Origin of the sequence: Pedobacter terrae, assembly GCF_036946585.1 — a bacterium.
GTDB lineage: Bacteria > Bacteroidota > Bacteroidia > Sphingobacteriales > Sphingobacteriaceae > Pedobacter > Pedobacter terrae_C.
On record NZ_JAQIIV010000001.1, the window covers coordinates 441,246 to 459,009 of the forward strand.

16 protein-coding genes are annotated in these 17,764 nt (G+C 38.1%); 4 read left to right on the forward strand and 12 right to left on the reverse strand.

Features of this window, described 5'->3' with window-relative positions; all coding sequences use genetic code 11:
- Positions 1 to 18 precede the first annotated feature (18 nt).
- A complete protein-coding gene (locus PGN18_RS01865) occupies positions 19 to 627 on the reverse strand; it encodes a ribonuclease HII (RefSeq protein ID WP_335317671.1) in 609 nt (202 codons plus the stop codon).
- Between the two features lie 124 nt (positions 628 to 751).
- Here PGN18_RS01865 and PGN18_RS01870 point away from each other — a divergent pair, with 124 nt between their 5' ends.
- The 4 genes from PGN18_RS01870 to PGN18_RS01885 all read left to right on the forward strand — a co-directional run bounded on the left by PGN18_RS01870 (position 752) and on the right by PGN18_RS01885 (position 3,084).
- On the forward strand, positions 752 to 1,399 hold the full coding sequence (locus tag PGN18_RS01870) for a hypothetical protein (protein ID WP_335317672.1): 648 nt from the start codon (positions 752 to 754) through the stop codon (positions 1,397 to 1,399).
- Positions 1,400 to 1,406: 7 nt separating this feature from the next.
- A complete protein-coding gene (locus PGN18_RS01875) occupies positions 1,407 to 1,745 on the forward strand; it encodes a TfoX/Sxy family protein (protein WP_335317673.1) in 339 nt (112 codons plus the stop codon).
- 79 nt (positions 1,746 to 1,824) lie between these two features.
- Complete coding sequence (locus tag PGN18_RS01880; protein ID WP_335317674.1) at positions 1,825 to 2,436, forward strand: hypothetical protein; 612 nt, start codon at positions 1,825 to 1,827, stop codon at positions 2,434 to 2,436.
- A 117-nt stretch (positions 2,437 to 2,553) separates the two neighbouring features.
- A complete protein-coding gene (locus tag PGN18_RS01885; RefSeq protein ID WP_335317675.1) occupies positions 2,554 to 3,084 on the forward strand; it encodes a DUF4251 domain-containing protein in 531 nt (176 codons plus the stop codon).
- 70 nt (positions 3,085 to 3,154) lie between these two features.
- On the opposite strand, the gene PGN18_RS01890 is transcribed toward PGN18_RS01885, so the two are convergent.
- From PGN18_RS01890 to PGN18_RS01940, 11 genes are all read right to left on the reverse strand, one after another.
- Entirely contained in the window at positions 3,155 to 4,237 is a 1,083-nt protein-coding gene (locus PGN18_RS01890) for a glutaminyl-peptide cyclotransferase (RefSeq protein ID WP_335317676.1), read from the reverse strand.
- The gene (locus tag PGN18_RS01895) at positions 4,215 to 4,580 is read right to left on the reverse strand and encodes a YraN family protein (protein ID WP_335317677.1); all 366 of its coding nucleotides are present in this window, start codon (positions 4,578 to 4,580) and stop codon (positions 4,215 to 4,217) included. The genes PGN18_RS01890 and PGN18_RS01895 overlap by 23 nt, the downstream gene beginning before the upstream one ends.
- A gap of 167 nt (positions 4,581 to 4,747) precedes the next feature.
- Positions 4,748 to 6,724, reverse strand: a complete 1,977-nt coding sequence (dnaG, locus tag PGN18_RS01900; protein WP_335317678.1) for a DNA primase — start codon at positions 6,722 to 6,724, stop codon at positions 4,748 to 4,750.
- A 415-nt stretch (positions 6,725 to 7,139) separates the two neighbouring features.
- Positions 7,140 to 7,319: a GIY-YIG nuclease family protein gene (locus PGN18_RS01905; RefSeq protein ID WP_335317679.1), complete on the reverse strand. Its 180-nt coding sequence runs from the start codon at positions 7,317 to 7,319 to the stop codon at positions 7,140 to 7,142.
- A gap of 838 nt (positions 7,320 to 8,157) precedes the next feature.
- Positions 8,158 to 8,817 (reverse strand): SGNH/GDSL hydrolase family protein, encoded by a 660-nt coding sequence (locus tag PGN18_RS01910; RefSeq protein ID WP_335317680.1) that lies wholly within the window; start codon positions 8,815 to 8,817, stop codon positions 8,158 to 8,160.
- An 18-nt stretch (positions 8,818 to 8,835) separates the two neighbouring features.
- Complete coding sequence (locus PGN18_RS01915; protein ID WP_335317681.1) at positions 8,836 to 10,527, reverse strand: serine hydrolase; 1,692 nt, start codon at positions 10,525 to 10,527, stop codon at positions 8,836 to 8,838.
- A gap of 122 nt (positions 10,528 to 10,649) precedes the next feature.
- Positions 10,650 to 11,591, reverse strand: coding sequence for a hypothetical protein (locus tag PGN18_RS01920; RefSeq protein ID WP_335317682.1), 942 nt, complete (start codon positions 11,589 to 11,591; stop codon positions 10,650 to 10,652).
- 116 nt (positions 11,592 to 11,707) lie between these two features.
- Positions 11,708 to 12,892, reverse strand: a complete 1,185-nt coding sequence (locus PGN18_RS01925; protein WP_335317683.1) for a M20 metallopeptidase family protein — start codon at positions 12,890 to 12,892, stop codon at positions 11,708 to 11,710.
- Positions 12,879 to 13,322, reverse strand: coding sequence for an SPOR domain-containing protein (locus PGN18_RS01930; protein WP_335317684.1), 444 nt, complete (start codon positions 13,320 to 13,322; stop codon positions 12,879 to 12,881). The genes PGN18_RS01925 and PGN18_RS01930 overlap by 14 nt, the downstream gene beginning before the upstream one ends.
- Positions 13,323 to 13,843: 521 nt before the next feature.
- The gene (locus PGN18_RS01935) at positions 13,844 to 17,320 is read right to left on the reverse strand and encodes a preprotein translocase subunit SecA (RefSeq protein ID WP_335317685.1); all 3,477 of its coding nucleotides are present in this window, start codon (positions 17,318 to 17,320) and stop codon (positions 13,844 to 13,846) included.
- A 136-nt stretch (positions 17,321 to 17,456) separates the two neighbouring features.
- The gene (locus tag PGN18_RS01940; protein ID WP_090984289.1) at positions 17,457 to 17,756 is read right to left on the reverse strand and encodes a hypothetical protein; all 300 of its coding nucleotides are present in this window, start codon (positions 17,754 to 17,756) and stop codon (positions 17,457 to 17,459) included.
- Between the last annotated feature and the right edge of the window lie 8 nt (positions 17,757 to 17,764).

Genomic DNA, 17,764 nt, shown 5'->3' on the forward strand with positions numbered 1-17,764 from the left:
TGGTGAAAATACGAAATTTTAGATGTTTTTTGAAAACAGTTCTAACTGAGGTGCGCTCACATTAAATGTTTTGCGGTGAAAAGGTGATAAGCCGATTTCGAGTACGGCTTTACGGTGCGCAATTGTTGGATAACCTTTATTTTGCTGCCAATTGTAATGAGGATAACCCACATGCAGATTGGTCATATATTCATCGCGGTGTGTTTTGGCCAGTATGGAAGCCGCAGCAATGTTGAGGTATTTACCATCACCTTTAATAATACAGCTATGTGGAATCTGAGGGTAGGTTTTAAAACGGTTCCCATCAATCACCAGGTATTGTGGCGGTGTTTGCAATTTCTCAATGGCCCTATGCATAGCTAAAAATGATGCATTTAAAATATTAATGCGATCAATTTCTTCATGGTCGCAAGAGGCCACTGCCCAAGCCAGAGCCTCCTGTTCAATAACTGGCCTTAACAACGCCCTTTGCTCGTGAGACAGCTGTTTGGAATCGTTTAGTCCCTCAAGTACGAAACCTTTGGGCAATATTACTGCCGCTGCAAAAACAGGCCCGGCAAGGCAGCCTCTTCCCGCTTCATCACACCCAGCCTCTAATAATTCTTCCTGATAGCAGTTTAACAACATGTTGCAAATTTACTGAAATAGAGATAGTAAGAAAATTATTTTGTTCAACATCTTTTAAACATTAATTTTAAGCATAAACCATAATTATGCAAAAACTCAAATTAACCCTTATATTTTGTTTGTTATGTGTTACAGCTTTCGCCCAAAAGAAAAAAAGTTTGAAATATCACCTCCAATAATGCCACCATCTGCGGCAGACTATGCAGTTTTAGAAAAACGTATGGCCTGTTTGTACCGGAATAAATATTCTCCTATAGAACGATTAAAGTTCTTTCCTTTTAACCAGTATAAAAAGATTATGTTAATCTCGTTTGAATTACCAGAGCCAAGTGCAGACATCATTTATACCAACACTTCTAAAGCACCAATCAACTCCCCGGATAAAAAAGAAATTTATAAGGCATTATTGAAAAGGAATAAAAAATTAGACTCAATGAGATTGAAAGAGAAAAAGATCTTATCAGCCTTGGAAGTGGATCAACTCACCAATGTATTATATAATTTTGGGTATACTTCTACCAAGCCGTATAAAAATCTGCTTTTACCAGCAGATGAAGGTTACAGATGCTACAACCCCAGAAATGCGATTGTATTTTTAAAGGAGGACGGATTAATAGCAGAATATATAGAAATTTGCTTTGAATGTCATCGAAGGGAAGAAAGCTCGGAGCAAATGAAAACAGGAGAATTTTGCACAGAAAAATATGATATGATCAGAAAATACTTTCGCAATACTGGTATTAAATATGGTACAGCTAAACATACTCAATAATTAAGCCATGAAATACAATGAAACCCTTGCCCTCCGCGTGGCCGAAAGGCTCATGCATATACCTGATGTAGAAGAGAAACTGATGTTTTCAGGATTGGTATTTATGGTGAATGGCAAAATGTGCCTTGGGATTTCTAAGAACAGCATGATGGTAAGACTCGATCCAAATGTTTTAGAAAACTTATCGCATAAAGATGGTTGGCATCAAATGGTAATGGGTGACAGGCCTATGCGGGGGTATGTTTCGGTATCAGAAGATGTTTTAGTCAGAAATGATGAGATCGATTTTTGGGTTAAACTAGCCCTTGATTTTAACCCGCTCGCCAAAGCATCAAAAAAGAAATAATTAGCAGCAACTCCAAAACAAGCTAACGCTAGAAAGAGCCATATTTTTTGATTAATTTTACTTTGTCTAATCAAATTTTATGAAAAAAGGAGCTGCTTTAGCCATCGTTCTGCTATTTATCTCATTAACTATTTTGGCTCAAGTTAAAAGAACTTCTACATCAACAGTAACCAGAGAAACAAATACGAAACAACTAAAGACGCAGGTATCTGACGCGCATTATTGTGATTATTGTAAACTCAATTACCCGGAATCCCATTTCCCCTGCATCATGAAATCCATTAAAGGCAAGCTGGATGTAATTACAGGAGAGGTAAGTTTTATGGCCGGGCAACCTATTGGCGGTATAGTGGTAAAAGCAGAAACTACCCCTGGAGGCAATGCTATTAATTTGGTGACAAATCGAAATGGAGAAATAGAATTTAATAATGACAACGCCGGGAATTATAAATTTATCATTTTGGTTCCTTTCACAAATCCCAAATCGCGGGTAGCAGGATCAGCAATAGGCGGAATAGTTATTAAAGGCGGTAAAAATCCGGGAGGAAAGTTAATCACTTTAATCACAAACGAAAATGGAGAAATAGAACTAAATAACCTGTCTGCAGGCACCTATAAATTCACTGCCATGGGTGCTTCTGAAGCGGAAAAAAATAATTCAGCATACAAATCCAGTTATTCGGAAAAGTAAATCCCTAGTAAAAAAACAAAAACCATTTAACGTACGTTACGTTCCGTTTTTTGGCACTATTATGGAATCTTCCAAATCTGTGCATCTTTAAATTGTTACACATTTAAAACACACATTATGAAACGTTTAAATTTAATATTAAGCCTTGCATTTCTTTCGCTCGGGTTTCAATCTTTTGCCCAAACCGATAAAGAAACCACTTTAAAAATTGTAGCAAACAAAAATTATACTTTCGTGGCCAACACAGCCACACCAATGGCTAACAACGATATCAACAGGATAATGGCAAGGATGCCTGGAAGCATGGCCGGTTCTTCGATAAACCTAACCGGATCCCAATATGATGTAAAAGTTACCCAAGACAGTATTGTTGCCTATCTACCTTATTTTGGAAGATCTTTTTCTGCTCCAATGGATCCTACACAAGGTGGAATTAAATTTACTTCGAAAAATTTCACATACAAGGAATCAAAGAATAAAAAAGGAATGTACACCATTCAAATTGAAACAAAGGATGTGACAAGAGAAAATTATCGGTTCACGATCAATATTTCAACCAATGGTTATGCTTCGTTAACGGCCAGTAGCATGAATAAACAACCCATTATTTTTAATGGCTATTTAGACGAGCCAAAGAAAAAGGATTAACAATTACAATTAAGTGCCAAATATCGTCCTTGCGAGGAGGCTCTCAGCCTCCTCGCAAGGACGATCGCATTTATTTCTTCATCAATTCAATCTGAAAGATGTGTGGCCATTTTTTACCCGTTACAAAAAGCCTTTTGCCCGCCTTATCATAAGCAATTCCGTTTAATACATTATTGGCTTTTTCATCTTCTGTCTTGAAATAATCGGCTGGCAACAGTCCTGATAAATCAACCTTGCTTTCAACGGCTCCTGTTTCAGGGTTAATGATCATGATTTCATTTGTGGTGTATACATTTGCATAAATTTTACCATCAATAACTTCAAGTTCATTCAGATTTTGGATCGGGCCCTTGTTATCAAACACATCGATCGAACCAATTTTTTGATAAGTATCCTTATTCAAAAAAAAGATTGTGTTTGAACCATCGGTATTCAACACCTTCTCTCCATCAAAAGCCAAACCCCAGCCTTCTCTTCCTGTGGTATAAGAAAATTCCGATAATTTTTTGAAAGTAGCTTTATCATAAACAAAACCTACTTTTTCACGATACGTTAGCTGGATAATCTTATTTCCAATTACAGTCATACCCTCGCCAAAATACTGTTTATCTAAATCTGTTTGCTGAAGAATTTTTCCTGTAGCAGGATCTACCTTACGTAAGCTTGAGTGACCATAATCGCCAGCACTTTCGTAAAAGAAGCCGTCATGGTATTCTAAACCCTCTACATATGAAGCAGTATCATGAGGAAGGCTTTTGATCACCTTATAAGTATATTCAGCAGGCGCCTGTGCGGCTAATATATTTATATTTGAAGTGATATCTTCTGATTTTCCTTCACCAAATATTTTAGCAGTCAATAGGTGATTACCCAGTTTCAGACCGTCTGTTTTAAGTTTAAGTCCCAAAGTATCGGTCTTTGAAACAACCTTGATCGTGTCGATCAAATACACTACTGAATCTACTTTCTGATCAGCCCCAAACTGCACTTTAACATCAAATTCATTACCCGATGGAACATTAAGACCAGTTAATGGAGAAACAAAGTTGCGGTAGGTTGTAGTCGCACCTTCTTTGCATGCAGTTATAAATGCAAGTGCAGTTCCAACAAATATGAAATTTTTAATATGCTTAATCTTCAGGCCAAAACGCATCTTCTATATGGTTTAAATTATAACTCTTATTTTTTGTAAAGGTAATTGCAATAATATCAAAACGGATATCATTTTGATGATTCATGATTTCAATATAGGCATTAGCCGCCAATTCCATCTGAATTTGTTTGGATTTTTGCACAAATTCCTCTGGTTCGCCAAAAGCAATGGAGCTTCGGGACTTAACTTCAACAAAAACCATGATGCCGTTTTTATACACTATTAAATCAACTTCGGCCTTACCATGTGTCCAGTTTTCATCTAAAACCTCATATCCTTTATCTTCCAGATATTGCTTCGCAATTTTTTCGCCTTCTTTACCTAAATCATTGTGGAGTGCCATATGTGATCAGACTGGATTTTTGCTAATATCTTCGCGATAATAACCATTTTTTTGTTTAATTATTTAAGTCGATCGTCATGCTGAATTCATTTCAGCATCTTTCCCTGCTAAAGACCCTGAAATAAATTCAGGGTGACGAACGGATATTAGATACTTTAATTAAATATTTATTCAATAATTATTGCACCAATATGATCTGCAATAATCTTTTCTACCCTTTTCACATTTGAATACCTGACCATAATATCCTCTTGATTAGAAACATCCTTTTCTACTTTTAATTCCAGAAGAATGCCTTTTTTGATTGCTTGTATTTTATTCCTTTTAAGATGATATATCCCTCCCAAAATGGTTTTTTTCAGGTCCATAGTTTCATCCTTTACATAAATAAGATGCTTATTAAGCCAGTTTTCACTTAACTGATATTTGCTTGTAGATAATGTTATTGTTAAATCAGCGATATCTCTGTCACTATTTTGAATAAAATCTCTTTCGGTTGGCAAATAGCCCTTTTCAGCTTTTTCCCAATAATGCTTGATAATTTTATCGTGTAAACTTAATTTAAATACAATATCTGTGAGATTTTGCAATATAAAAGAACCGATATATAAATCTTCATTTTGATCCCAATTGACTTGTAAGTGTCCGAAAGCTAACAGAAGACGTAGAATTTCTTGTTCCTGAGGTTCATCTTCATCAACAGCCGTTTGTTCTGATGGTCCTACGCTATCATCCCATAAATCATCAGGTGGACCAAGCAGTTCTGGTGGACCTGATGTATAAGATTTCGGATTTGCTGAAGGAGTTGCCCGCTGATTACCCTCAAAGCTCTTTTTAAGTTTTGCCGAACGCATTTTATTAAGTTCACTTAACAAAATATGTTCTTCGATTTCGAGCAGACTGCTACTTTCCCGGATAAAAACCGAAGCCTTAATCGGATCTGGAATTTTAGCGATACTTTCTACAATATCCCGGATAACACCTGCACGCTTGATCGGATCGTTACCGGCATCATTAAGCAGCACATTTGCTTTGTACAGAATAAAGTCTTTTCTATTTTGCTCCAGGTAGGTTTTAAATGCACCTGCACCCACGTGATGCATATAAGAATCAGGATCATGCCCATCAGGAAAGGAAACAATCTTCACGTTCAGACCTTCTTCCAAAATCATATCTAAACCACGTAGCGAAGCTTTAATTCCGGCAGCATCACCATCAAAAAGAATAGTGATATTTTGGGTAAAACGCCCGATCAGTTTAATTTGCTCTACCGTTAAAGAGGTACCCGAAGAAGCTACCACATTTTCTATACCGGCCTGATGTACCGAAAGCACATCGGCATAACCTTCGGCCAGGTAGCAGTTATCTAAATCGCGGATGGCCTTTTTGGCATGGAATAAACCATAAAGCACATTCGACTTATGGTAAATTTCGCTCTCAGGGGAATTGACGTATTTAGGTACATTTTTATCTGTTTTTAGCATTCTGCCTCCAAAACCAATAATCCGACCTGTAAAGTTGTGGATGGGAAACATCACACGTCCGCGGAAACGGTCGTAAATTTTTCCATTATCATTTTTGATTGATAAGCCGGTGGCTTCTAAAAACTCTAGTTTATGACCTGCATGGGTTGCGCTTTGCGTCATTGCATCCCAAACGTCGGGAGAATAACCAACCTCGAATTTTTTGAGGATATCTTCCCTAAAACCACGCTCTTTAAAATAGCTTAAGCCTATGCCTCTACCCTCGTCTGTCTCCCAAAGCTGTTTTACGAAAAATGTAGCAGCATACTGCGATACAATGTATAGGCTTTCTTTGGCGCTCTGGGCTTCAGCAGCCTCCGGAGAAAGTTCGGTCTCCTCTACCTCGATGTTGTATTTATTGGCTAAAAACTTAAGTGCTTCGGGATATGAATATTTTTCATGATCCATAATAAAGCGCACCGAATCGCCCCCTTTACCGCAGCCAAAACATTTGTAAATACCTTTGGTTACAGATACGTGAAAGGAAGGTGTTTTTTCGCCATGGAAAGGACAGTTACCAATTAAACTAGTTCCGCGTTTTTTTAAGTGCACAAAATCCCCAACTACCTCCTCAATACGGGCGGTATCCATTATCTTATCTATCGTTTCGCGGTTTATCATATTTATTCTTGATCGTCATTGCGAGAAGGCCTTTTCAGCCGACGAAGCAATCTTATTTGCTATCATACCTTTTAGTCACTAATCATCTTGCAGGAAAGATTGCTTCACTCCATCGCACATTCCATTTCTTCAGTTCGCAATGACGATCTCTAATGCGTCATTGCGAGGAGGCTTTTCAGCCGACGAAGCAATATTTTTTGCTATCATACCTTTTAGTCACTAATCACCTTCCAAGAAAGATTGCTTCACTCCATCACCCATTCCCCTTCTTCGGTTCGCAATGACGATTACATCTTACCTCATTCTTTTACTATCTCCCATAAATCCTTTCAACCGGGATTTATAGATTCTATTAACTTTATTTTCTTTTTTCGGCTTCCGCCTTTAATTCTCTTTTCTTCTGCAATTGCTTCCTCTATCGAATATAAGAACAAAAATAAACAAGTTTATCCATGTTATATTTAGCTGAAAAAGATTTCGGATATTCCTTTTCCTTATGTTCTTTCATTCTGAACACTATATCTGAAGTAACCCTGGTATATAACGTGGTATGGGTAAAATTAGTAATAATGTAAACTGTTCCTCCGCGCTCCATTATTATGTTTTAAATCAGCCATTACGCAGGAAAGATTGCTTCACTCCATCACCTATTCCTCTTCTTCGGTTCGCAATGACGATCTCTCAGCGTCATTGCGAGGAGGCCTTTTCAGCCGACGAAGCAATCTTTTTTGCTATCATACCTTTTAGTCACTAATCACATTACAGGAAAGATTGCTTCATTCCATCACCTATTCCTCTTCTTCCGTCCTCAATGACGATCTCTCATGCGTCATTGCGAGGAGGCTTTTCAGCCGACGAAGCAATCTTATTTGCTATCATACCCTTTAGTCACTAATCCACCTTGCAGGAAAGATTGCATCACTCCATCCCCCATTCCATTTCTTCAGTTCGCAATGACGATCTCTCATGCGTCATTGCGAGTAGGCTTTTCAGCCGACGAAGCAATCTTATTTGCTATCATACCTTTTAGTCACTAATCACCTTGCAGGAAAGATTGCTTCACTCCATCCCCCCATTCCTCTTCTTCGGTTCTCAATGACGATCTCTCATGCGTCATTGCGAGGAGGCTTTTCAGCCGACGAAGCAATCTTATTTGCTATCATACCTTTTAGTCACTAATCACCTTGCAAGAAAGATTGCTTCACTCCATCCCCCCATTCCTCTTCTTCGGTTCGCAATGACGATCTCTAATGCGTCATTGCGAGGAGGCTTTTCAGCCGACGAAGCAATCTTATTTGCTATCATACCTTTTAGTCACTAATCACATTACAGGAAAGATTGCTTCACTCCATCGCACATTCCATTTCTTCAGTTCGCAATGACGATATGTGTGCTTTGCGATTGATTAACGAGTTTTGCGATTTAACAACCTATTACTTCACCAAAGGCAATAGTTGATCGGCCACCAATTTATTTCCTGTTTCGTTTAAGTGTACCCTATCAACAGTTAAAATACCTTTTTCTTTATCCTCTGGATTATTTTTTGCTTCATACTCAGCAAAAACTTTTCTTAAATCGCATACAGGAAGATTATTTTTTGCAGCCAATGCTCTGATTCCTTCTGCATATTTATTCAGATCGGCATCTAACTCATTGGTACCGTCTTTTTTTTCGCCAACAACTGACGGGGTAACCAACACCACTTTACTGCCCACGCCCTGAATTTTATTAATTAAAGCCTGATAAAATTTTAAATATTTATCATAATCGGTTCCGGTATGAGATGATTGTTTATGCCACACATCATTAATGCCCACATAAATCACCACCAGATCAGGTTTTTTATTTAATACATCATCTTCTAAACGCAGGTAAAGATCATAAACCTTATTACCGCCAATACCGGCACCTATTACATCGTATTTGAAAGAATCGAGCGATTTTTTAATCAGGGTTACATATCCGTTTTTTGAAACGCCCTGTTGGGTAATGGAATCGCCGAAAAAGATAATTCGTTTTGGTTTAAATGTCATTGAGGTGAATGCAATTAAGCAAAAGCTTAGTAAAATACTCGTTTTCATTATTGTTTTCATCTGGTATAATTAGTTAGGTTATTTTTTATCAGTCTTTTTAAAATCCAGATCCTGGAAGTCGAAACTAAAATCGGTTAATGGGGAAATGGCCTCGATTTTAAAACCGTCAGCCAAGGCATTGTTATCTAAAGTGAAATTAACAAAGGCATCAGCATCCAAACTTCTGTCGTACCATTTCACAATAAAGGTATTTCCCTTATAATAAGTCATATCGCCTTTTAGTTTTGGTGCATTTTTCGCTTGAAAATGCATTTTACCATTTACGTCACTAATGCTTACTGCGCCAAACCAGGCATCGTGGAAAGTACCATAGTAGTTTTTAACATCAGGTTTCGAAGCTGATAATTTTTGTTGTGCAGCAATATCGCTCCAAACTTTGGCGACCATCTCATCTGCTTGTTTTTCGTTTCTTAATCTATTATCGTTGTAAGTTTTAATCCTATCCTGACCTTTAATACCTAAATAACCATCTTTGATCGAATTGGTAATGGCATTGAAAGCAGCTCCGGATTGCTGGTTGGTTAATACAATGATACCCAGTTTCAGTTCTGGCAGTATGGTAACCTGTGTTACAATTCCAGATAGACCACCGGTATGTGTTGCCTGAAAATTTCCATTTACATTACTCAAAAACCAGCCTAAACCATAACTGCTAAAAGCTGCCGGATTGCCACCTGCAATAATGGTTTGCGGAGTCCAAAGCTCTCTTGCCACAGCAGGACTGAACAGTTTTTTATCCAGGGTTTCGCCATATTTACCACCATTGATCATGGCCATTACCCACTTGCTCATATCGGTAACATTTGAGTAAATTCCTCCTGCCGCATTCGCAATTTCGCCGAAGCTTAACCCTACAGGAAGCAGTTTACCTTCATAAGGTGCATGACCATCAATTACATTCGATTTATCTTTTAAACGGTACCATGAAGCTGCAGTTTTGGTCATGCCTAGAGGTTTAATGATTCTGCTTTCGATAAAATCTTCATAAGTATTTCCAGAAACCCTTGCGACCACTTCTCCGGCTACAATGTACATCAGGTTATCGTAATCGTATTTGGTACGAAAAGAAGAAACTGGTTTTAAGTACCGTAAATTGTGAATAAGCTGCTTTTTATCCACGGTTGATGAATCAGGCCAGATCATTAAATCGCCTGCACCTAAACCTAAACCACTGCGGTGTGTAAGCAAATCGCGGATAGTAAACTCACTGGTTACGTAGGCATCGTACATTTTAAATTCAGGAATTATATCCGTTACTTTCGTATCCCAGGTGATTTTCTTTTCATCAACCAGCATACCTAAAGCTGCCGCAGTAAAAGCTTTTGTGTTTGATGCCACGCCAAAAAGCGTATTTTCATCCACCTTTTTATTGGTTTTGATGGAGCTCACCCCATACCCCTTCAAATGGATAATTTTGCCATCCTTAATGACAGAAACGGCAATACCGGGAACATTGAACGTGCTAAGGGTTTTTTCGACCACACTATCGATCTGTTTTGAAGTGAGTATTTGTGCATGCGCACCGATACTAAAAAACACCGATAAAGCAATTGATATTTTAAATTTAAAGGAAGAAAAGAATTGCATGAATATGGCTTTAAATAATCTTTTAAAGATACTAAATCTTTTTATGCGATAATAAATTGAGGAAAGGTGATCAAAGAAATAAATCTCCAGCTTTTTATAAACATCGTTTAAAGATTTCTCCATTTCGCTGTGCTCCAGTCGACATGACGCCCAATTTTAAGCAGCTGACTCAGTAAACTATTTTGATAAATTTTATAGTTGACAATCCTGATTTAGGTATCTTGTAAATAGCTTATTTTAAGTTATTACTTAGCTTTTTCGAGTTTATAATCTTTATGTACGATTAAAAAGCTCGCTCTCTCCTCTTTTTTGAAAGGATAGTCCCAGTTACCCTGATAAGTAATTTTGGTGGGTAATTTATCCTCTCCGAAATAACCCATTTCGATATTCATCTGCACATCAAAATCAAACAACATATTGCTGTATTTCATGTCGACATAACGGCCAAGAATATTGAAATTCCGTTTATCAAAAATGGTAACCAGTTCTTTGATCATAATACCGTCTTTCGTCCACTTACTTAAATCAGGTTTAACAGAAACTTTGAAGCGATAGACAGGGATAGAATCCAGATAGGTACCACTTGTAAAACCATAATCATAATACTGGCGCATATTGGCCGAAAATATTTCAGTTTTACTCCCGATGAAAGGTACTTTTATTGGACGACCAGGATTAAAGATTAATGTTTTCAGTTTATCTTTGTAACTTTCGTTCGTCCCTCCTTTCCCATCAGGTTTGGGTGCATTGGGTACAAAATCGGTATTATAAGCATTCATAAAAATGTAATCGAACATTTCTACGGTATATAACTGGTATTTTCCATTTCTTTTATAAATTTTCCCTGTATCCTGTTTTACCAGATATTCCATTTTATAAGGACCACTATTGTTATGGCGGATTTTACGGTAAATTTTTCCATCAACCTTATTCTTTTTATCGTAACTGTAAATCCGGTTTTCGGCAATGAAAGTATAACGTTTCATATCCCTGAACGACTGATAAAAGGAAGTATCGTACATCACCTTTCTGATAAATGTTTCTACATTCAATTTTTCGGCCTTGATATTTACAGCCGAATCGAGTACAATGGTTTTAATGGTATCCGGATTAAAGCGGTTGATTTCCTGAGCAAAAGCTTGCTGAAAGAATGGGATAAATAACAAAAGCAGAAATATTTTTTTCATCTAAGATGGATATGTGTAATGGATGTTTAAGCTGGAGAACGTAAAACGGATGATGGAAGATAGATCATGAAACTTTACGCCTCCATCATCCCTCCTACCTATTTACATCTTCCGCCCTAATTTCCTAGTTGTTTTAAAGCAATATAAGCCATTAATCCGGTCGATATTTTCAAGGCGTCTTCATCCACATCAAATCTTGGTGTATGTACCGAATATTGCGTGTCTTTAGCTGCGTTCCCAGTTCCTAAACGATAAAAACAGGCATCTGTTACCTGTGAGTAGAAAGAAAAATCTTCAGCAGCCATCCAGATATCCAGATCAACCACATTTTCTTTACCCAAAAAATCTTCAGCAAAGGCTCTTGCATTTGCGGTTAGTTTTTCTTCGTTGATTAAAAAGGGATAACCTCTATGGATATCGAAATCGCAGCTTCCACCCATGCTATCGGCAATCCCTTCGGCCATTTTTTTCATGCGTTTGTGCGCTTCATCTCTCCATTCTTCATCGAGGGTCCTGAAAGTACCTTCAATTTTTACTTCGTTCGGAATAATATTGGTTGCGCCATTAGCCGTTACTTTACCAAAAGACAGCACAGATGGAATACGGGGATCGGCATTGCGACTCACGATCTGCTGTAAGGCAATGATGATATGTGAAGCGATTACAACCGGATCGATGTTTTGATGTGGCTGTGCACCATGACCACCTTTTCCGGTTACAGTAACATAAAGTTCATCGGTCGAAGCCATATAAATACCCGAACGGAAACCTACTTTACCGGCATCAATCAATGGCATTACATGCTGGCCAACAATATGATGTGGTTTTGGATTTTCGAGTACACCTTCTTTAATCATAATACTTGCTCCACCAGGCAAAAGTTCTTCAGCAGGCTGAAAAATCAGCTTAATGGTCCCACCGAAATCATCTTTAATCTGATTTAGAATATAAGCTGTTCCTAAAAGCGAAGAGGTGTGTACATCATGTCCGCAGGCATGCATTACACCTTGATTTTTGGAACGATAAGGTTTGTCATTAGCTTCATGGATGGGTAATGCATCCATATCGGCACGTAAGGCAATAACTTTATCAGATGGTTGGTTGCCTTTAATTAAACCCACTACACCCGTATTGGCACAGTCGGTATATTCAATTCCCCATTTTTTTAATTTATCCTTAATGAATAATGAAGTTTCGAATTCTTTAAAAGACAATTCGGGATTGGCATGAATATGTTGACGATAACCCACTACATCATTAAAAATGTGAGCGGCCAGTTCCTGTACTTTATTTTTGATCATTGGTTGTTGTGGTATCTAAAGTTGGTGCATTTATTTTCTCCCTAAAAATAAAAAGTGTAGGGAAAGCTGGTCTGAGTTCGTTGATCAGGCGCTGTGCTTCTAAGCGGCTTCTGAAATCGCCGACCCGAACATAATAATTGGGTTCTTTATAAGTAAGGTAAGTATTTAACTGGGGATATAGCCCTTTAAAACGTGCCTGCTGGTTAAAAACCTCGCGCCGGTCTGAGCCATAAAAAATCTGTACGCGGTAGCCGTAGGACGAAACAATCGGCTTGCCTGGCTTTACCTCACCCGAGGATTTGTAAACCTCCAGCCGCTTGGCAATTAAACTATCAATTAAAGGGTCTTTTATAACAGTCACTTCGCCTTTCTGTGCGAAAGCATTTATGGTAAGAAGCAAGCAGGATATAAAAGTTAATGTTGTTTTCATGGGCAAAATAACTGGCATTTTGGTGAGCGGATGTATTACCTCAATCTTCTTAACAACAAGAATGCCGAAATCGTTGCAAAAATCGGCATTCTTTATGGGTTAAGCAAATCGTTATTATTTGGATAATTTTTTTCGGTTCGTCATTTCGAGCGAAACATAGTGAAGTCGAGAAATCTTTTAGAGTAGGTAATCAGCTAAGTTTAATTCAAAGATTTCTCCATTTCGCTACCGAAGAAAGATCGGCAGCTTCAGTCGAAATGACGACCAATTTTATGTGATGACAGTAATAAAAAAGCCAAATTCCTTACGGACCTGGCTTTAGGAATTATTCCCATTAAGCGGATTAAATTAATTCGCTTTATTGGGTTCTAACGTCAATTCGTAAACTTTTGGGTCGTATTTCATCATCACACCTGTAGCAGTATCAATAATAAAACCAGGAATATTTGAGAATTAGAAATTTGGTTAAAAAAAAGCCCCGACATTTTTTTGTCGGGGCTTAGTATGCTTTGATAGGTTAATTATAAATTGGCACCATGGCAGTTTTTATACTTTTTACCGCTACCGCATGGGCAAGGTTCATTTCTACCAACGGTTGCTTCCTTTCGGATTGGCTGCTGTGGAGCAGCTTCACGTGTATCGCCAAATTCGATTCCTGGCTCTTCTCTGCCAAACTCTTGTTTAGTAGTTTGCAGCTTCGGCTGTTTAACCGGAGCCGGTGCTTCTCTTACCTGATCTGGTTCTTGTTGTACCGGAATACCGCCTTTATATAAGAAACTTACCACCTCTTTATTCACAGCATTAAGCATGTTTTTAAATAAGTTGAAAGCTTCCATTTTATAAATGACCAACGGATCTTTCTGCTCGTAAACCGCATTTTGTACCGATTGCTTCAAATCGTCCATTTCACGTAAATGTTCTTTCCAGCTATCATCAATTAAGGCTAAAACAATGGTTTTTTCGAATGAACGAACCACCTCTTTTCCTTTATTATCAATAGCTTTCTTTAAATCAACAGCTACCTGAATGCCACGGATACCATCAGTAAACGGCACTACAATCTGTTCGATATGCTCACCGCGCTCTTCATATACCTGGGTTAATACCGGTAGCGACTGCTGAATAATAGCCTCTGATTTACGTGCATAAAATGCCTCTGCTTCTTCAAATAACTTTTCTGTTAACTGAGGAATACTGGTTGAAGAGAATTCTTTTTCGGTAATCTCCGTATCTAAAGAGAAGTTTTTGATTACTTCCAGTTTAAATCCGTCGTAATTTGCCTCTTGTTTATATTCGCTCACGATATCTTCAGCAACATCGAAAACCATATTGTTCATATCCACATCTAAACGCTCACCAAATAAAGCATTTTTACGTTTAGCATAAATTACGGTACGTTGCGAGTTCATTACATCATCGTACTCCAACAAACGTTTACGGATACCAAAGTTGTTTTCTTCTACCTTTTTCTGTGCACGCTCGATAGATTTGGTAATCATAGAGTGCTGGATTACTTCTCCATCTTCGATACCCATACGCACCATGATACTAGAAATACGCTCTGAACCAAATAAACGCATTAAGTTATCTTCCAATGAAACAAAGAACTGTGAAGAGCCCGGATCGCCCTGACGACCTGCACGACCACGTAACTGCCTGTCTACACGGCGTGATTCGTGACGCTCGGTACCTACGATAGCTAAACCACCAGCTTCTTTCACACCAGGCCCTAATTTGATATCGGTACCACGACCAGCCATGTTGGTTGCAATGGTTACCGTTCCGGCTTGACCAGCTTCAGCCACGATATCGGCCTCTTTCTGGTGCATTTTAGCGTTCAATACGTTGTGTTTGATACCGCGGAGTTTAAGCATACGGCTTAATAACTCAGAAATCTCTACAGATGTTGTACCCACCAATACCGGACGACCAGCTTTTGGCTCCAATTGACCTGTTTCTGGATTAACCGCAGGAATTAAAGCCCCTTTAGCATCCAATTTAGGTACAGCCCTACCTGTTTGGTCATATTTAACAACTGGTTTGCCATCTTTCTGTTTTACGTTACCTTCTTTATCGGTTTCATATTCAGTTTCGTAATGAGAATATGGGAAAACCAGGTATTGTATCTCTGCCGCAACGGCATTATATTTTTCGCGAACGGTACGATAAACGTAATCCTGCTCATCAATCCTCGAAATATTTCTGTTGGTAGGAATCTCTACCACATCCAATTTATAGATTGACCAAAACTCGCCAGCCTCTGTAGTTGCAGTACCCGTCATACCACAAAGCTTGTGGTACATACGGAAATAGTTTTGTAAAGTTACAGTTGCATAAGTTTGGGTAGCATCTTCAACCTTAACATTTTCTTTAGCCTCAATTGCCTGGTGTAAACCATCAGAGTAACGGCGGCCATCCATAATACGCCCGGTTTGCTCATCAACAATTTTGATTTTTCCTTCGTCGATGATATACTCCACATCGATTTCGAACAAAGTATATGCTTTTAATAACTGATTAACCGAATGGATACGTTCTGCTTTTACAGAATAATCACGCATTAAAGCGTCTTTCTGCATCACCTTTTCTTCTAAAGGAAGGTCAGATTTTTCAAGATCTGCAATTTCGGTACCTACATCTGGCAATACAAAGAAATGAGGATCTTCACCTGATTGGGTAATCAATTCAATACCTTTTTCAGTCAATTCAACCTGGTTGTTCTTTTCATCGATATAGAAGTACAATTCAGAATCTACCTTTGGCATATTCTTAGATTGATCTGCCATGTAGTGGTTTTCAGTTTTTAACAATAAACCACGAATACCCGTTTCACTTAAAAATTTAATTAAAGCCTTGTTTTTCGGCAAACCACGGTACGCACGCAATAAAGCTAAACCACCTTCGCCTTCTTCGGTTCCGCTGTTACCTGCATTGATTAATTTTTTAGCCTCGTTCAACGCTTGTGTTACATAAGCTTTTTGTGCATTAACCAAGCGTTCAATGCGTGGTTTCAACTCATAAAACTCATGTTCATCTCCGCGTGGAATCGGACCAGAAATAATTAAAGGGGTACGGGCATCGTCAATTAAAACCGAATCGACCTCATCCACCATTGCAAAATGCAGTTTGCGCTGTACCAGTTGATCTGGTGTTTGCGACATATTGTCACGCAGGTAATCGAAACCAAACTCATTATTAGTTCCATAAGTAATATCTGCGGCATAAGCCTTTCTTCTGGCTTCTGAGTTTGGCTCATGTTTATCGATACAATCAACACTTAAACCGTGGAATTCAAACAATGGACCATTCCATTCACTATCCCGACGGGCCAGGTAATCATTCACCGTTACAATATGTACTCCTTGACCAGCCAATGCATTTAAGTAAGCTGGTAATGTACTTACCAGGGTTTTACCTTCACCGGTAGCCATTTCGGCGATTTTACCACTGTGCAATACAATACCACCAATTAACTGTACATCGTAATGTACCATGTTCCAGGCTACTTCTGTTCCGGCAGCATCCCATTTATTGGCCCACTGTGCTTTATCGCCAACAATTTTTACATTGTTTTTTCTTGCAGCATAATCCCTATCAAACTGGGTTGCGGTAACCTCTAAATAATCGTTTTCACTTAAACGGCGTGAAGTTTCTTTAATTACAGCAAAAGCTTCAGGAAGGATTTCCAGAAGTACCTTTTCCAGTTCAGTATCACGGTCTTTACCTAAGGCATCAACCTGATCATAAATTGCCGTTTTTTGGTGAAGATCTAATTCTTCGCTTTCTGCCTCAGCTTTTAGTGCCGAAATTTTCTCATCAATATCAGCTAAAAAAGCTGATATTCTTTCTTTAAATTCAATGGTTTTGCCACGTAACTCATCGTTGCTTAAGGCAGATAATTTACTGTAGTGTTCGTTAATTTTAACCACTAATGGCTGTATAGCCTTTATATCTCTTTCTGATTTACTTCCGAAAATCTTCGCTAAAAATCCTAACATTATGTTTTAAATCGTATTTTATTATTAAAAAATGGGTGTGTTACAACAACTAAGCCATTGCCTTTATTAAGTCAGTTTGGCAGTTATTGGTTTAATGGGGTTTAAATCTCAAAAGATTTTTTAGAAAGAAAGAGAACTATGGACTATTGTTTTTTGGTTTTTTTCTGATGGTTAAATCAGCAATTACCTGATCTGCACTTACATATTTAGCCACTTTTAATGGAGCTTGCGTTCCGATTAAAGCTAACTTAGTGTACGATAACAAATAAGGATTACGGTCTTCATTGAGCTGAACCGAGGCTTTACCACTTGCGTTAACGCAAATATTATGCTCATTACAATATTCATTTAATATCCTTAGCCCTTCAACACGTTCGGCTTTTGCTAAATGTGTTAAGCTAAAAAATACAAGCGATATGGTAACAAAGTGTTTCATTAATTGCG

What these genes read in the sequence shown, in the direction of transcription:
- PGN18_RS01905 (WP_335317679.1), bottom strand. Translation starts at nt 7,319, where the DNA reads ATGGAGCGCGGAGGAACAGTTTACATTATTACTAATTTTACCCATACC.
- PGN18_RS01915 (WP_335317681.1), bottom strand. Translation starts at nt 10,527, where the DNA reads ATGGAGAAATCTTTAAACGATGTTTATAAAAAGCTGGAGATTTATTTC.
- PGN18_RS01875 (WP_335317673.1), top strand. Translation starts at nt 1,407, where the DNA reads ATGAAATACAATGAAACCCTTGCCCTCCGCGTGGCCGAAAGGCTCATG.
- dnaG (WP_335317678.1), bottom strand. Translation starts at nt 6,724, where the DNA reads ATGATAAACCGCGAAACGATAGATAAGATAATGGATACCGCCCGTATT.
- PGN18_RS01935 (WP_335317685.1), bottom strand. Translation starts at nt 17,320, where the DNA reads ATGTTAGGATTTTTAGCGAAGATTTTCGGAAGTAAATCAGAAAGAGAT.
- PGN18_RS01870 (WP_335317672.1), top strand. Translation starts at nt 752, where the DNA reads ATGTGTTACAGCTTTCGCCCAAAAGAAAAAAAGTTTGAAATATCACCT.
- PGN18_RS01920 (WP_335317682.1), bottom strand. Translation starts at nt 11,591, where the DNA reads ATGAAAAAAATATTTCTGCTTTTGTTATTTATCCCATTCTTTCAGCAA.
- PGN18_RS01885 (WP_335317675.1), top strand. Translation starts at nt 2,554, where the DNA reads ATGAAACGTTTAAATTTAATATTAAGCCTTGCATTTCTTTCGCTCGGG.
- PGN18_RS01925 (WP_335317683.1), bottom strand. Translation starts at nt 12,892, where the DNA reads ATGATCAAAAATAAAGTACAGGAACTGGCCGCTCACATTTTTAATGAT.
- PGN18_RS01890 (WP_335317676.1), bottom strand. Translation starts at nt 4,237, where the DNA reads ATGCGTTTTGGCCTGAAGATTAAGCATATTAAAAATTTCATATTTGTT.
- PGN18_RS01930 (WP_335317684.1), bottom strand. Translation starts at nt 13,322, where the DNA reads ATGAAAACAACATTAACTTTTATATCCTGCTTGCTTCTTACCATAAAT.
- PGN18_RS01880 (WP_335317674.1), top strand. Translation starts at nt 1,825, where the DNA reads ATGAAAAAAGGAGCTGCTTTAGCCATCGTTCTGCTATTTATCTCATTA.
- PGN18_RS01910 (WP_335317680.1), bottom strand. Translation starts at nt 8,817, where the DNA reads ATGAAAACAATAATGAAAACGAGTATTTTACTAAGCTTTTGCTTAATT.
- PGN18_RS01940 (WP_090984289.1), bottom strand. Translation starts at nt 17,756, where the DNA reads ATGAAACACTTTGTTACCATATCGCTTGTATTTTTTAGCTTAACACAT.
- PGN18_RS01895 (WP_335317677.1), bottom strand. Translation starts at nt 4,580, where the DNA reads ATGGCACTCCACAATGATTTAGGTAAAGAAGGCGAAAAAATTGCGAAG.
- PGN18_RS01865 (WP_335317671.1), bottom strand. Translation starts at nt 627, where the DNA reads ATGTTGTTAAACTGCTATCAGGAAGAATTATTAGAGGCTGGGTGTGAT.